Genomic DNA, 15,315 nt, shown 5'->3' on the forward strand with positions numbered 1-15,315 from the left:
CTCGCGATCCCGGCCAGCCCGTACCCGGTCCGCATGCACTGGCTGGCCCTGCGGTACCGCGCCGCCGCGGCGCCATGGGCGGCACTCGCCAGGGGCGGCGGCGAACCCGGCTGCCGCAAGGCGGTCGCGAGCGCGGCGCAACGCCTCGCCGGCGACCTCGCCGGCACGGTGCTGGACGCGTCCGAGCTGTGGCAGGACCTCCACGGCGCGCTGGGCGTGAGCCCGGACGCCGGCGCGCCCCGTGCCGTGGAGACGTGGCGCCACTGGTCCGCAGGCCCCGTCCGCCAGGCCTGCTTCACCCCACGCGACCCGGCCGACGCCGTCTCGCTGCTGGGCCGGTCCGTCGCCGCGGCGACGTTCACCTGCACCGCCTACTCGATCACCCGCCCGTTCCCGAACGGCCCGGCCCACGTCACGGCCACGGTCCGCCTCGGGGTGTCGAGCCAGCAGTTCTGGCTCACCCCCGAACGTGTCGCCGCGAAGCTGGGCGTCCGCCTTCTCCCGGCCACCGGCCGTCAGGCCCGGAGCACCTTGGCCACCCTCCCGCTCGCCTGACGTCGTCCCGGCATCGGGAGCTGTCAGCCGGGCGTCGACAGGGGGCGCAGGCCGTCGAAGACGATGGCGAGCATCCGGGTGCGCACCTCCTCGTCGAGGTGTGTCTGGGTGGCGGCGCGCGAGGTGGCGACCAGCAGTGCGTAGACCTCGGGCAGTTCAGCGTCGTCGCGTACGGCGCCCGCCTGTTGCGCACCCGCGACGAGCTTCGCGCGCACTTCGGGCCGACCGGCGCCGGCCCCGAGCTGGACCGCAGGGCGGCCGGCATCGTCATCCACGAGACGGCCGGCCCCGAGGTCATCGTCGCCGAGTTCGAGTACCGGGGCACGGTCGTCGACACCGGCAAGTCCTTCGCGCTGCCCGGCATCTTCGTGCTCCGCGTGCGTGACGGCGAGATCGTCAGCTCCCGGGACTACTTCGACCACGTCACCGCCGCCAGGGTCCGCGGCAGGCTGGACGCCCTTGTCGACGCCGTCAGGGCACGCGCGGTGGACGACTAGACCCCGGGGAAGAGGGCCGCGGCGCGCTGGGCGGTCCGTTCGGCCCACGCCCCGGTGCTGACGAGCGTCAGGAGCACGAGACCAAGACCGAGGCCGAGGAGCATCCACCACACGCTGTGCGCGGTGGTGGTGAACGCGACCCCACCCCGCCCCAGCGCCGGTCCGACGATGGCGCCGGCGATCGCGACGCCGAGCGTGGTGCCGGTCTGTCGGCCGGACGACGCGAGCGCCCCGGCCAGGCCCGCCATCGACCGTGGCATGCCGGACACGGCGGTGTTGGTGATCGGCGGGTTGACCATGCCGAGGAAGACGCCGACGAGCAGGTACATCCCCATGACCAGCGGCAGTGCGGTGTCGGGCGTGAGCCACAGCAACACCGCGCCGCCAACGGCGAGCGCGCCGCCGGCGACCAGGAGCGGGCGCCGCGGACCGTGTGCCGCGACCAGGCGGCCGGAGACGATCGAGAGCAGGAGCACCAGGCCCCCGATCGGGAGGAGGCACAGGCCCGCGGCCATGGGCGACAGGCCGCGCACGTCCTGCAGATACAGGGTCGTGACGAACAGGAACGCCTGGAACCCGCACAGCGCGAAGAGGGCCATCACGATCGCCGAGGCCAGCGGGACGCTGCGGAACAGGCGCAGCTCCAGCAGCGGCTCACGGCGCCGGGACTCGTAGCGCACGATGCCGACGAGGCTCAGGACGGCCGCGGCGACCAGGGTGAGGATCAGGCTCCAGCTCAACACCCGGGCCTCGATGACCACGTAGACGACACAGCTGAGCAGGAGCGCCACCAGGAGCTGGCCGACCGGGTCGAAGCGGCGGGCGCGTGCGGCGCGGGACTCGGGCACGAAGCGCAGCGCGGCCACGATCGCGGCGATGACGATCGGCACGTTGACGAAGAACACCGATCGCCAGCCGAGCGTGTCAACCAGCACGCCGCCGAGGACCGGCCCGAGCGCGAGCGCCAGGCCGCTCATCGAGCCGAACACACCGATCGCCCGGGCCCGCTCGGCGGGATCGGTGAACGTGTTGACCACGATCGCCATGGCGACGGGGTTGAGCATCGTGCCGCCGACCGCCTGGGCGACACGTGCCGCGACCAACCAGCCGATGCCCGGGGCGAGCCCGCAGCAGAGCGACCCGAGGCCGAAGATCGTGAGCCCGATCAGGAAGACGCGCCGCCTGCCGAACCGGTCGGCCATGGAGCCCGCGAGCACCAGGAAGGCGGCCAGGACCAGCGTGTAGCCGTCAATCGTCCACTGCAGGCCGGACGGGGAGGCGCCCAGGTCGCGCCGGACGTCGGGCAGCGCGACGTTGACGATGGAGATGTCCATCACCACGACGATGATGCTGGCGCAGCAGATCGTAAGGACCAGCAGCCGGGCGCGCCGGGTCGCGTCGGGGCCGGGGGTCAGGAGCGTTGAGGGTTCCACGTCAACCGACCGTAGGATTTAGAGCGTGCTCGAAGTCAAACCGAAGCCGGCCGAGGCGGGTCCCGTTCCCGCGGCCGGCGTGACCATCGCCGAGGCGGCCCGCCGTACCGGGGTGAGCGCGCACACGCTCCGCTACTACGAACGCACCGGTCTCGTCGTCACGCCCGTCGACCGCACGAGCGCCGGCCGCCGCCGGTACCGGGAGCTCGACCTCAAATGGATCGTCGTCTGCACGAAGCTGCGTGCGACCGGCATGCCCATCAGAGGCATCCGCAGGTACGCCGAGCTGGTCGCCGCCGGGCCGGGCAACGAACAGGAGCGCCTCGACCTCCTGGAGGCACACCGCGCCGAGGTCGTGGCGAGGCTCGCCGAGATCCAGGAGAACCTCAAGGCGATCGACCACAAGATCGACGTCTACCGGGGCAGCCTGGCCGCCGGCGACGCCGACCGCCTGTGGGCGCCGGTCGAACGGCCCGTCTAGGGCCTGACGTCGGCCCGCGACCTCGGAGTGCCGGGCCGATCCACCCCTGACCGGCGCCGGCACGGCCTGCGCGCCGCCGCCGAACCTCACGGCGTGAACCGGTCGGGCCTGAAGTCGGTCAGCATGGCGGACGGCGTGCCGAACACCTCGCCAGCCACGAGCTCGCCGAGCAGTGGGGCGAGGGTGATGCCGCTGTGGGTCGCCACGACGTAGAACCCCGGGTCGGTGAACCCGGCGACCGTGCGTCCGTCACCCGGTATCGCACGCTGCCCGATCCGGACCGCCTCGACCGGCACGTCGTCGGCGCCCGCGAGCACCTCGGGCAGCCTGCGGACGAACTCGGCCGCGACACCGGGGGCCGGCGCGGCGGGGTCGGCGAGCCCGTCGAGGTCGAGTGCGTGCAGCATCAGCCGGCCGCCGCCGTCCGGGCGGACGTGCAGCCGTGACGTGTGGAGCACGCGGGACAGCCGGACCGGCACCGGCGCGGTCGTGGCGAGGAAGGCGACGGCGGGGGAGCCGGCGAGATCCGGGTCGATCATGGGCACGTCCGCACCGGCCATGGCGGCGACCCGGGTGGTCCAGCGGCCGGCGCAGCTCACCACCACGTCGGCGTCGTACCGGGTGCCGGCCGCGGTTCTGACCTTGCCACCGTCCACCTCGGTCACCTCGGTGCGGGTGCGGACGGTCGCGCCGCGGTCCCGTGCCTCCGCGAGGAGGCGCGCGAGCAGTGGGACCGGCAGGACGTACGCCTCGCCGGGGAAGAAGGCGTGGTCGGCGCCGTCCGTGTGGGCGAGGTCGGGCTCCAGCTCGCGAGCCTGCGCGGCGGTCAGCCGGCGGGCCGGGTAGCCGCTGGCACCCAGCCGGTCCAGCTTCGCCGCGAGAGCCGCGCGGTGTTCGTCGGTGGTCGCCCGTTCGAGGTTGCCGGTGGGGAAGTACCAGGGCGCGTGGTCGCCGGCGAGGTCCCGGTGGGCCCGCATGCCGGCGACGTTGAGCGCGAAGTAGGACTCCGGCTCCTTGTTGGCGGCGTTGACCCAGGCGAACGTGGTGCCGCTGGTGCCTGCCCCGGGCCGTCCCGCGTCGAGAACCGTGACCCGCGCGCCCCGCCTGGCCAGACCGGCGGCCACGGCCACCCCGATGACGCCGGCCCCGATGACGATCGCCCGCAACTCCGCGCCTCCCGCCGAAACGCACTGAAGGATCCTTCCGGGGGCGTTCCAACGCCTCGAAAGGATCCTTCAGTCTGCCCAACGGCTAGCGTAGACGGGACTCGATGGCCTCGATGATTCGTGGCCGAAGCTCCGCGGCGCGGATCACGGCGTCGACGGAGCCGACCTCGACCGCGCGCTGGATGTTGTGCACCCGGTCGAACTCCGCGGCCACCTCACCCAGCTTCTCGGTCCGGACCGACGACCGCAGCTCGTCCAGCTCCGCCGCCAGCGACGCGCGGTCGGTGCCGGTCGCGGCCGCGACCCGGGCCTCCAGGTCGTGCACCCGCTGGTCGGCCGCCGTGCGGGCGTTGACGTCGCCGGTGAACACGACCGCCGCGGCCGGCGCGCCGCCGAGCACGGAGGCGAACGAGCCCTCCAGTGCCAGCACGGTCATCTCCGGGTTCAACCGCTTCGAGAACACCACGAACGCGCCGCCGTGGTACCGCGAGATCACGCAGAACACGATGGGCCCGCGGAAGTTCACGATCGCACGGCCGATCTCCGCGCCGTACTCCAGCTGCAGCTTGCGCATCGACTCCGGGGAGCCGTCGAACCCGGACAGGTTCGCGAGCACCACCAGCGGCCGGTTGCCCGACGCCGCGTTGATCGCGCGGGCCGCCTTCTTGGACGACCGCGGGAACAGCGTGCCGGCGGTGTAGCTGTCCGGCCCGTCCGTGGGCGGGAACCCGCGCCGCTGCACCGAACGCGACTCGATACCCAGCAGGCACACCGGCAGCCCACCGAGGTGGACGTCCTGCACGACCGCGGTCTCCGCGTCGGCCATGCCGGCCCAGCGTTCCAGGACCGGATGGTCCTGGTCGGCCAGCGCCCGCATCACGGTGCGGATGTCGAACGCCTTCTTGCGGTCCGGATTCGCCGTCGCCGAGAAGATCTCGCCGACCGTGGTGAAGTCGCTGTCCGCCACGGTGTGCGGGAAGTCGGAGATGTCCCGGTCGATCGGGTCCGTGGTGGCAGCCCGGCGTGGTGCCGACTCGCCCGGCACGACGTAGGTGTGGTCGTAGTGCGCCATCAGCACGTCACGCGCGGCGGCGAGGTTCGGCGCCCAGTACTGCGCCTGCCCGTTCGGCCCCATCACCCGGTCGTAGCCGCCGATGCCGAAGTTGTCCTCCGCCGACACGCCGCCGGAGAAGTCCAGGGCCTGCTTGCCGGTCAGCACCATCGCCGAGTCCGGCGTCATCACCAGGACACCCTTGGTGTGCATGAGCATCGTGGCCTCGGCGTTCCAGTACGGCTGCGCGCCGACGTTGACGCCCGCGACCACGATGTTGATCTCGCCGCCGTCCTGGGTGAACTCGACGATGCGCTTGAGCGCCGCGGCCACCCAGTCCATGTTCTCCGTGCCCGAGCTCATCGAGATCCGGGCGCCGGAGGACAGCGAGTACCACTCCAGCGGCACGGCCATCCGCTCCGCCAGGTCGAGCGCGGCGATCACGCGGCTGCACTCCGGTTCCGACAGCGCGCCGAGCGACTTGGTCGGGTCACCGAGCAGCACCACCCGGGTGACCCCCTCCGGGTGCCGCTCGGTCGGGGTCGTGACCACGCCCGCGACCATGGCCGCGGAGTTCCGTCCCTTGGGCCGGTCCACCGGCACCAGCGCGCCGTCGACGAGGTCGTGCTCGACGAACCGGCCGAGCAGCCCGGTCAGCTCGTACGGGTACACCGTGTTGCGGGCCGCCGCGCGAAGCACCTTCTGCCGGTAGCCGTCGAGCGGCTCGACCGGCGCGTCCGTCGGCGCGCCGACGGTCAGCTCGCTGCCGCCGGTGGCGTCGAACGTGATGCGCACGGCGATCTTGGTCAGCGTCCCGCTCTCCGGGTGCCGCTGCCGTGCGATGAACTCGATCTCCTCCAGCCCGGCGCCCGCCGTCGTCGGCAGGACGCGCTCGGCGATCGTCTCCAGCTCCGCGCGGGTGATGTCGGCCGGCGGCCACACGTAGACCACGATCCGGTTGGTGTTGAGCCGTTTCTTCGACGGCCGCCGCGACTGCTCACGGCGGATCGAGTCGAGGCACGCCGCGATCGTGTCCTCGGCCGTGGGCAGCGCGACCAGGCGGCCGTCCTGCTCACGCAGCTCGGTCAGGTCCCGCACCTGGGCGAACGCGACGAGCCGCTCGTCGGACGGGTTCTCCCGCGCCGCGCACTGGAACAGGTAGACCTCCTCGTCCGCGGCCGGCAACCGGGTGAGGTCGAACTTGCGCAGCCGCTCCAGCTGCATCCGCTGCGCGATGTACGGGTGCAGGCCGCGGATCAGCCGTTCCTCGGTCATCCCGGTGGTCGACGGGCGGAACGTGACGTGGTGGTGCATCACCGCGCCGCCACGGCCGGCGATGGTGGCGGTGAGCCTGCGGACCCGGATCGGCAGCGGATGGGCGCCGACCACCTCGTACAGGGCCGCGGCCATCGCGTCGGAGTCCTCCGGCTGGTCGTCCCAGGCGAGGTAGATGTCGGCGTCGACACCGTGGTCGCCGTTCACCAGCTCAGCGAGGCCGCGCAGCGCGTTGCCCAGCGCGTCGAAGCTCACCGCGGCGGAGACGAGCCACGCCCCGGCGCGCTCGGCGACGACGAACTCACAGCCCGCGGCCGTCATGGTGCGGACGCCGGTGAGGCCCTTGTTGCCGTAGTACCGCCTGGTCAGCACCTCCAGCATGACCGAGTTGTCCAGGTCGGCGCGGGCGAGCCGCTGGCCGAGCAGCCGCACCAGCGGCTCGGTGCTGCGCACCATCTCGGCGATCCGCTCCGCGCGGTCCGGCGCGTCCGGGTGCGCGTCGAGGTGCCGCAGGTGGTTGCGGATGTTGGCGTACACGCGGGCGCGGTTGCGGCGCAGCAGGGGCTGGCCGAACCAGGCGAACACGACGCCACGGGCGAGGTCGGCGATCACCGGGAACCGGACCTGGGTGGCGGCGACCAGGCGCTCCATCGCGAGACCGGCGGGCTCGCGCAGCGTCTCGTCCGGCGGCACCTCCTCCAGCCAGGCCCGCGTCAGCGCCGTGACCACGGCGGCGTCGGCGGCCCCGCGCTGCAGGGCGAGGAAGATGCGGAACACCGCGGCTTCCAGCTCCGGCGTGCGCTCCAGGTCCTTGACGCCGTAGTGCCCCAGCGCCGTGGCGAGCTTGGCCTGGAACGTGGCGGGCAGCCCGGCCCGCTCGACGTCGAGGCTCTGCAGGTAGGTGTGGAAGTACTCGCGGGCACTGTGCACGTGCCGGTCCCCGCCGGTCTCCTCACCGGCGGGCAGGTTGCGGCTCAGCTCCGCGAGGTCGGCGAACACCTCGACGAGCTCCAGCTCCTCGGCCAGCGGGCGGTAGCCGTCCTCGGTGGCCGCCCGGCGCGCGACCAGGTAGTCGTCGAGGACGCGGCGCTCGTCGTGCGGGTCGACGTCGAACCCGAGCAGGAGACTGCGCAGGTCCTCCTGACCGCGGGTGGCCCGCGCCCGCGCCGGGACCGTGGCGGGCGCGGCGGGCAGGTCCAGCTCGACGGTGTCGCCGGCCGAGGTGTCCTCGGCCTCCTCGTCGGCGAGCGGCTCCAGCCGCAGCAGCGGGGCGCCGGTCTCGACCTGGCTGCCGACGGACACGGCGCTTTCCTTCAGCCGTGCCTTGAACGGCGCACGCAGCACCGTCTCCATCTTCATGCTCTCGATGACCAGCACCGGCGCGCCGGCCTCGACCTCGTCGCCGACGGCCAGCGGGGTGGCGACGACCAGCGCGGGCGCGGGGGAGCGGACGACGCCGCCCTCGTCGCGGCTGACCCGGTGGGTGACGCCATCCACCTCGACCAGGTGGATCGGGCCGTGCGTGGCGGTGAGCAGCTGGTACCGGGCGCCGTTCACGGTGATCTGGCCGGTGTGCTGGTCGAACCGGTCCAGCTCGACGTCGGCGGTGCGGGCGTCCTCACCCGCCTCGATGCCGACGCGGAACCGGTGTGCGCCGACCCGTGCGACCCGCACGCGGTAGCCGATGCCCCGCAGCTTGAGGTCCAGCGGACGGCCGCTCTCGTGGCGCACCTGGGGGCGACCGCCGAAGGCCGTGGACAGCAGCCGCTGCCGCTCGGCGCGTTCCTCCTCCTCGTAGGCCTCGATGGCCGCGGCCGCGAGCGCGACCGCGGAGTGGCGGTGGGAGACGAGCCTGCCCTCGGCGCGGACGCGGTCGATCCAGCCGGTGTCGGCGCTGGCGTCGATCACCTCGGGCTGGTCGAGCAGGTCGAGCACGAAGCTCTTGTTGGTGGCGCCGCCGTCGATGATCACCGTGGTGTCGGCCATGGCGCGGCGCAGCCGGCCCAGCGCCTCGTCGCGGTCGCGGCCGTAGGCGATGATCTTGGCGATCATGGAGTCGAAGTCGGCGGGGATCGTGTCGCCCTCGCTGACCCCGGTGTCCACCCGGATGCCGGGGCCGGCGGGCAGGTCCAGCCGCGAGATGTGGCCGGGGGACGGCGCGAAGTCGCGGTCGGGGTCCTCGGCGTTGAGCCGGGCCTCGACGGCATGGCCGGACTCGGCGGGCGCGTCGCCGGTGAGTCGGCCGCCGGCGGCGACGTGCAGCTGGGCCTTGACCAGGTCGAAGCCGGTGGTGGACTCGGTGATCGGATGCTCCACCTGCAGGCGGGTGTTGACCTCGAGGAAGGCGAAGATCCGGTCGCCGGGGTGGTAGAGGAACTCGACCGTGGCCGCGCCGCGGTACCCGACCGCGACGGCCAGCCGCTCGGCCGAGGACTTCAGCTCGGCGGCCTGCTCGGGGGAGAGCACCGGCGAGGCCGACTCCTCGATGATCTTCTGGTTGCGCCGCTGCACCGAGCAGTCGCGCACCCCGAGCGCCCACGCGGTGCCCTGTCCGTCGGCGATCACCTGGACCTCGACGTGACGGGCGCCGGTGACCAGGCGCTCGAGGAACACGATGCCGCTGCCGAACGCACGCGCGGCCTCCTGGCTGGTGCGCTCGTAGGCGTCGTCCAGCTCCTCGGCGCTCCTGATCACCCGGATGCCGCGCCCACCGCCGCCGGCGGTGGCCTTCAGCATGAGTGGATAGCCGATCCGCGCCGCGGCCTCCTTGGCGGCCTCGAGCGTCTCGACGGCGCCGCGGCTCCACGGCGCGACCGGCACGCCGACCTCCTCGGCGATCAGCTTCGCGCCGATCTTGTCGCCGAGCTTGCGCATGGCGTCCGCGCTGGGGCCGACGAAGGTGACGCCGACCTTCTCACAGAGCTCCGCGAAGGCCGGGTCCTCGGCGACGAAGCCCCAGCCGACCCAGGCGGCGTCGGCGCCGGTGTCCACCAGCGCGCGTTCCAGCGCCTTGAGGTCGAGGTATGGGCGCGCCGAGGCCGGCCCGAGGTCATAGGCGATGTCCGCCTCGCGCACGAACGTCGCGGTGCGGTCGACGTCGGTGTGCAGAGCTACGGTCTCGATCCGTGACCCGGTCTCCGCGGTGAGCTCCCGGACGGCGTGGATGAGCCGCATTGCGGCCTCACCACGGTTGACGATGGCGATACGACTGAACACCCGACCGAGTCCCTGCGTGTAGGCGAATAGTGACGGGGGTGAGTGTATTGGCCGACGCGAACGTCAGGATTGAACATCGCTGGAGGCGTGACCCGGTAGTGTGTTGGTACGCGGGAGTACCAGTCCGGGAGGTGCCGCACGATGACGGGTCTGGCCAAGCCGGCGGTCCGCTGGGGCGTGACGCACGGCCTGCCGAGAGCGGCGCTGCGGGTCGCCGCGCGGCGCGGTGATCTGCAGGCACGCCTGTTCGTCGAGAGCGCGACCCGGCCGACCCGGGCGCTGACGGGGTTGTTCGACGAGGTCCGCGCGCATGGATCGCTGTCGCGCGGGACGTTCTCGTACCTGACGGCGAGCCACGCCGTGGTGCGCGAGGTGCTGGGCAGCAACGACTTTCGAAGTGGCATCACGCCGGCCGCCGGGATGTGGGGCCGGCTGGCGGAGTGGTCGGCCGCGGAGTTCCTGCACCCGATGACGCCCCCGTCGCTCCTGGTGACCGAGCCGCCGGACCACACGCGGTACCGCCGGCTGGTCACGCGGGTGTTCACGGTCCGCGCGGTCGAGAACCTGCGTGCGCGGACCACGGAGATCGCGAACGAGCTGCTCGACGCCCTCGACCCGAACGACGAGGTCGACCTGGCCGAGACGTACTGCGGACTGCTGCCCGTGACGGTGATCGCGGAGGTCCTGGGGGTGCCGGCGGCACAGCGGCGGCAGGTGCTGACGCTGGGGACCGCGGCGGCGCCGAGTCTGGACATGGGGTTGCCGTGGCGACAGTTCCGGCGGGTGGACGCCGCGCTGGCGGCGTTCGACAGATGGCTCGCGGAGCACCTCGACCACCTGCGGGCCCACCCCGGCGACAACCTGTTGAGCCAGCTGGTGGCGGCCCGTGAGGACGGCGTGGGCCTGAACGACATGGAGCTGCGGGCGACCGCGGGCCTGGTCCTGGCGGCCGGTTTCGAGACGACGGTGAACCTGCTGGGCAACGGCATCGCCCTGCTGCACGACACCCCGGGTGCGCTGGCGACGCTCCGCGAGGACCCGGAGCTGTGGCCGAACGCGGTGGACGAGATCCTGCGGGTGGACCCGCCGGTGCTGCTGACGGGACGGACGTGCGCCCGCGACACGACGGTGGCCGGGGTGGCGGTGCCGGAGGGCGCGGTGGTGACGACGATCCTGGCGGGGGCGAACCACGACCCTGCGGTGTTCGAGGACCCGGAACGGTTCGACGTTCGGCGAGCGAACGCACGCGACCACATCTCGTTCTCGGCGGGCCGGCACTACTGCCTCGGGGCGGCCCTGGCCCGCATGGAAGGCGAGGTCGGGCTGCGGGTGCTGTTCGAGCGCTTCCCCGGACTCCGCCTGACCCCGGGCGCGACCCACCGCACGACACGGATCCTCCGCGGCTACGAGCACCTCCCGGCGAGGCTGATCGACTGACCGGCTGATCGACTGGACAATAACCGGTCATTCAGATCGTTGTGTGGCAACACTTTCCGGGGCCCACCTACAGTGGGTGAGTCGTCGTCAGCCCGGAGGCGCCCGATGCCACAGTCGTGGTACGAGGATCGTGTCAGGCAGCTGCTGGACGGGCTGAAGGCCCTGGAACGGAGCGACGAGGAGGCCGACGCCGCCAGGCGGGACGCCGAGGCCAGGCTCGAGAAGATCAGGTCCGGCTCCCGGCTCAAGGACCGCTACCTGTGGTTGTTGGTGTGGGCGAACGGGGACCGCGAGGTCTACAACCGGATGAAGCCGTTACGCGACGAGATCAAGCTCCGCAGGCAACAGATCGCGGACATCCCACACCGGCACCGGACGATGCTGGCCGAGTTGGACGACATCATCACCGACGACCTGGGCCAGAACGACCCCGAGTTCCAGGCGCTCCTGAGCGAACAGCGGGGACTCAGGCGGAAACGGGACACCTGCGACGACGCGCTCAGGACGATCTCGGCGACACGCGGGAACATCACGAGCATGTCATCCTCGATGCCCATCAGCCCCAAGGGCAGGGAGCTGGCCGCCGCGGAGAAGAAGACAAATGAGATCACGGCCCAGGTCGGGGTGGTGCACGAAAAGGTCGTCAAGGTCAACGGCGTCGCCGGGACCTACGGCTCGGTGAGCGGCGCGCTCGTCAGGAAGCTGAACACAAGCTTCCTGAGCGGCGAGTTCCGCTACCAGCAGCGCAAGGACGAGCTCGACACCGCGCTCAGGACACTCGGCGAGGTCGACCGCAAGGTCCGCGCGATCAGCGGCAAGATCGAGAAACGCCTGCGGGAGCTGGACAGCCGGCGCACGAGGCTGGTGAAGGCCAAGCGGGACCGCCTCCTGGCGGCACACGGGATCAGGGCGACCTAGCCCGGTCGTCATCCCTACAGTGCTACGCGTTCCTACAGTGCTACGCGTTTCCCGCGCCGGACAGGCCGTAGGCGCGGATCACGGTCTGGGTCACGGTGTTGCCCGACGAGTCGGTCGCGTGGGCGCGGAGCGAAACGTACCTCGCCCCGCGTGGCTGGGTGATCTCCACCGAGCCGTCCTGGCCTACCGGGACCTGGCGCCAGGTGCGGCCGTCGTCGAACGACGCCTCGACGGACAATGCGGTGACGGTGGCCTCGGGCGCGTTGTACGGCCGCTGCACGATCACCGGGACGCGGACGGTGCGCGCGGTCACCGCGTTGTGCGACGACAGACCCGGTGGCGCGAAACGGACGGCCATCAGTGGCAGGCCCTCGCCACCCTTCCCCTTCCGGCCCGGGTCCTCGGCATGCGCCGACGTGAACGTCCACACGCACGACACCGAGGTGGACAGGTCCGAGACGCCGGAGCGGCGGGACCGCACCTCCAGCCGGTAGTTCGCCGGCTCCGGCGGCACGTCGAACTGGCCGAGACCGGGCTCGGCGGTCTCGCCGACCTTGACACCGTCCCGGTACAGCACCGTGCTACCGGAGTCCACTTCGGACTCGCCGAACCGGTCCAGGCCGGCGTCCGCGTACAGCGGGAGGTTCAGCGCCAGCAGGTCGCCGAACCGGCTCGCGAAATCGCCGTCCGCGGTGAACCCCGGGCCGAACACCGCGGAGTTCCAGTCCTCCACATAGGACCTGCCGGGCTCGTGCTCGACGACGCCGCCGGTCACGACCGTCTCGGTGTGCACCTGCTTGTCCACGTACGCCCACTGCTGCAGCTCACCCGACCACAGCAGACCGTCCACGTTGTGGAACTCGGTGCGGTCCAACGGCAGCCGGAACCCGAACCCGAAGCCGTTGCTCACCCCGGCGCGTGGCTCCCTCGCGACCCAGATCTTGGTGCCACGCTTGCGGTCCGCCTGCGTCCGGTAGGTCACTCGCACCTCCGCCAGGTCGCGGTCCACGATGTGGCGGGTGAACCCGGTCGGCACCGTGCCGTAGGCGAACCAGGCCAGGTTGTACGACACGGCGCTCCGCGTCACGTCGCCGCGTGAGTCCGGCACGGCCCAGACGCCCCCGAGGCTCGTGATCATCTCCTCGTCGGGCACCGGCGCCCCGACCTGCCCCATGCCGATCCGGTCGAACGTGTCCCCGAGCACGCCGGTGGTGATCTGGCTCTCCGGCGTCACCCGGCTGTACGCCACGGCCACCGCCTGCGGCGCCACCCGGGTGCGGTCGAAGGAGATCGACACCGGCCGCGCCGAGCGGGCGTCGAGCACCACGGTGGTGTCCGCGCGCACGTCGACCGTCGGGTGGACCACCTTGGCCGTGTCCGCCAGGTCGCCGCGCGGCGTGTTGATCGCGCCGTCCACGTGGTAGCGACCGGCCCGCACCCGCAGCGTCCCGGCGCCGCCGACCCCGGGCACCGGACGGAACCGCGCCCGGTCGAGACCGAACACGAACGCGAACACGTTGTCGGTCGGCGCACCGGTGGCGTCGAGTGTGCGCAGGGTCAGGTCGTAGCTCTCCGGTTCCCGGTCCACCGCGACCGGCGTGTTCACTCGCACCTCGCCGTCGGTGGCCACGATGTGCGTGCCGAACGTCCCCTCCGCCGCGGGCACCGCCGTGTTCACGGTGATCGCCACGCCGGCGTCACCGTGCGCCGGAACGGTCAGGTCCTGTTGGGACAGCTGGAACATGCCGTCCGGCGCGTCGTCGGGAAGGTCGAGCCGCAGCTGCCGGGGCCGCGCACCAGGGTTGTGGTAGGTGACGGTCTCGGTCACCTTCTCGTCGTCCTCGTGTGGCCAGCTCATCCGTCCCATCGAGACGGTCGCGGGGGAGGCGTACACGCTCTGGCCGACCGCCCGCGCCACGTCCACCCGGCCCGCGCCCTGCTCGAAGACGCCGGCGTCCTCGAGCCGCTTGGCCGAACCGACGAGCCCGGCCTTGAGCTGCTGGCCGGTCCAGTCCGGATGCCGCTGCGCCAGGATGGCCGCGGACCCGGTCACGTGCGGGGTCGCCATCGAGGTGCCGCTCAGTGACACGTACCGGTCGCGCTTCTCGCCGAGCGAGGAGAACCGCGACCGGGCCGCGGTGATGTCCACGCCCGGCGCCACGATCTCGGGCTTCAGCGCCGCGTCGTGGACCCGCGGCCCGCGGGCGGAGAAGCCGGCGAGCGCGTCGTGGTCGTCCACCGCGCCCACGGCGAGTGCGGCGTCCGCGCTGGCCGGGGAGGACACCGTCTCCGCGCCGTAGCCGCCGTCGTTGCCGGCCGCGACCACGAACAGCGTGCCGTAGCGGGCGGTCAGCCGTTCGATCGCCAGCTCGAGCGGGTCGTCGTCGGCGGTGTCCTGGCCGCCCAGGCTGAGGTTGACCACCTTCGCCCCGGCCGCCGCGGCCCACTCCATCCCGGCCAGGATCGCCGACTCCGGGCAGCCCGACCCCGCGCACACCTTGCCCACCAACAGATCCGCGCCCGGCGCGACGCCCTTGTACCGGCCGTGCGACGCGCGGCCGGTGCCAGCGATGGTCGAGGCCACGTGCGTGCCGTGCCCGTCGGTGTCGCGGCTGGACGGATCGGCGGTGAAGTTCCTCCTGGCCACCACGCGGTCGCGCAGGTCGGGATGCGTGTCGTCGATCCCGGTGTCCAGGACCGCGACCGGGACGCCGGCGCCGGTGAGGCCCGCCTGCCACGCGGCCGGCGCGCCGATCTGCGGCACGCTCACGTCCAGCGTCGGCCGGCGCGTCCCGTCGAGCCAGACACGTCCGGTGCGGGACCGCCAGAACTCCGCCGCGCTCTGCTTGGGCTGGCTCACCGCCACCGCGTCCAGGGCAGTCAGTGCCAGCCCGGTCCGCCGGCCACCCTGGACGATCAGCGGGATGTCCGTGCGGCCGGCGTCGCCGTAGCCGTCCCGCAGCAACGCGGCCACGTCGAACAACCGCTGGTCGAGCCGCCCGGCACGCAGCGGCGCCCACGCGTCGTCCGGCACCACCAGCAGCGAGTCGCCGGCCTGGGTGGTCGCGAAGTGCACGTGCGCACGGCCCGCCGCCGGCTGCACCTGCGGCACGAGCTGCGCGCCCACCTGCCGCACCGTCACGTGGTCCCCGGTGACGAGCGTGACCGACCCGACGAACCGGCTCGCCGCGGCCGGCGAGGGCACGGCCCGCGACGGTGTCCAGGCCACCGAGACCGCCACCGTGAGCAGGACCATGGACAGCTTCGCCCCGACCGGCATGGCGCC

General features: G+C 72.6%; 10 protein-coding genes. 5 read left to right on the forward strand and 5 right to left on the reverse strand.

Annotated features, from left to right (window positions below; all coding sequences use genetic code 11):
* The coding region (locus VET29_RS30765) for a type VII secretion protein EccE (RefSeq protein WP_324926959.1) at nt 1-555 on the forward strand (555 nt) is incomplete at its 5' end.
* 23 nt (nt 556-578) lie between these two features.
* On the opposite strand, the gene VET29_RS30770 is transcribed toward VET29_RS30765, so the two are convergent.
* A complete protein-coding gene (locus VET29_RS30770) occupies nt 579-770 on the reverse strand; it encodes a hypothetical protein (protein ID WP_324926962.1) in 192 nt (63 codons plus the stop codon).
* Here VET29_RS30770 and VET29_RS30775 point away from each other — a divergent pair.
* The gene (locus tag VET29_RS30775) at nt 741-1,052 is read left to right on the forward strand and encodes a nuclear transport factor 2 family protein (protein WP_324926966.1); all 312 of its coding nucleotides are present in this window, start codon (nt 741-743) and stop codon (nt 1,050-1,052) included. The two genes, VET29_RS30770 and VET29_RS30775, sit on opposite strands and share 30 nt — an antisense overlap.
* On the opposite strand, the gene VET29_RS30780 is transcribed toward VET29_RS30775, so the two are convergent.
* Nucleotides 1,049-2,485, reverse strand: coding sequence for an MFS transporter (locus tag VET29_RS30780; RefSeq protein ID WP_324926970.1), 1,437 nt, complete (start codon nt 2,483-2,485; stop codon nt 1,049-1,051). The two genes, VET29_RS30775 and VET29_RS30780, sit on opposite strands and share 4 nt — an antisense overlap.
* 25 nt (nt 2,486-2,510) lie before the next feature.
* Here VET29_RS30780 and VET29_RS30785 point away from each other — a divergent pair, with 25 nt between their 5' ends.
* The gene (locus tag VET29_RS30785; RefSeq protein WP_324926973.1) at nt 2,511-2,966 is read left to right on the forward strand and encodes a MerR family transcriptional regulator; all 456 of its coding nucleotides are present in this window, start codon (nt 2,511-2,513) and stop codon (nt 2,964-2,966) included.
* Nucleotides 2,967-3,052: 86 nt separating this feature from the next.
* On the opposite strand, the gene VET29_RS30790 is transcribed toward VET29_RS30785, so the two are convergent.
* Nucleotides 3,053-4,132, reverse strand: coding sequence for an FAD-dependent oxidoreductase (locus tag VET29_RS30790; RefSeq protein WP_324926976.1), 1,080 nt, complete (start codon nt 4,130-4,132; stop codon nt 3,053-3,055).
* A gap of 85 nt (nt 4,133-4,217) precedes the next feature.
* Nucleotides 4,218-9,674, reverse strand: coding sequence for a carboxyl transferase domain-containing protein (locus VET29_RS30795; RefSeq protein WP_324926979.1), 5,457 nt, complete (start codon nt 9,672-9,674; stop codon nt 4,218-4,220).
* A gap of 141 nt (nt 9,675-9,815) precedes the next feature.
* Between VET29_RS30795 and VET29_RS30800 the strand changes: the two genes are divergently transcribed.
* Nucleotides 9,816-11,111 carry a cytochrome P450 gene (locus tag VET29_RS30800; RefSeq protein ID WP_324926982.1) on the forward strand — a complete coding sequence of 432 codons (1,296 nt, stop codon included), beginning with the start codon at nt 9,816-9,818 and terminating at the stop codon, nt 11,109-11,111.
* Between the two features lie 105 nt (nt 11,112-11,216).
* Entirely contained in the window at nt 11,217-12,029 is an 813-nt protein-coding gene (locus tag VET29_RS30805) for a hypothetical protein (RefSeq protein ID WP_324926984.1), read from the forward strand.
* Between the two features lie 40 nt (nt 12,030-12,069).
* Here the strand turns inward: VET29_RS30805 and VET29_RS30810 are convergent, their stop codons facing one another.
* Nucleotides 12,070-15,309, reverse strand: a complete 3,240-nt coding sequence (locus VET29_RS30810) for a S8 family peptidase (protein ID WP_324926987.1) — start codon at nt 15,307-15,309, stop codon at nt 12,070-12,072.
* Nucleotides 15,310-15,315: the final 6 nt, after the last annotated feature.

It is taken from the genome of Actinophytocola sp. (genome assembly GCF_035634895.1).
Lineage (GTDB): Bacteria > Actinomycetota > Actinomycetes > Mycobacteriales > Pseudonocardiaceae > Actinophytocola.

Coding starts and splice junctions, on each gene's coding strand:
- VET29_RS30800 (WP_324926982.1), top strand. CDS start 9,816: ATGACGGGTCTGGCCAAGCCGGCGGTCCGCTGGGGCGTGACGCACGGC.
- VET29_RS30805 (WP_324926984.1), top strand. CDS start 11,217: ATGCCACAGTCGTGGTACGAGGATCGTGTCAGGCAGCTGCTGGACGGG.
- VET29_RS30810 (WP_324926987.1), bottom strand. CDS start 15,309: ATGCCGGTCGGGGCGAAGCTGTCCATGGTCCTGCTCACGGTGGCGGTC.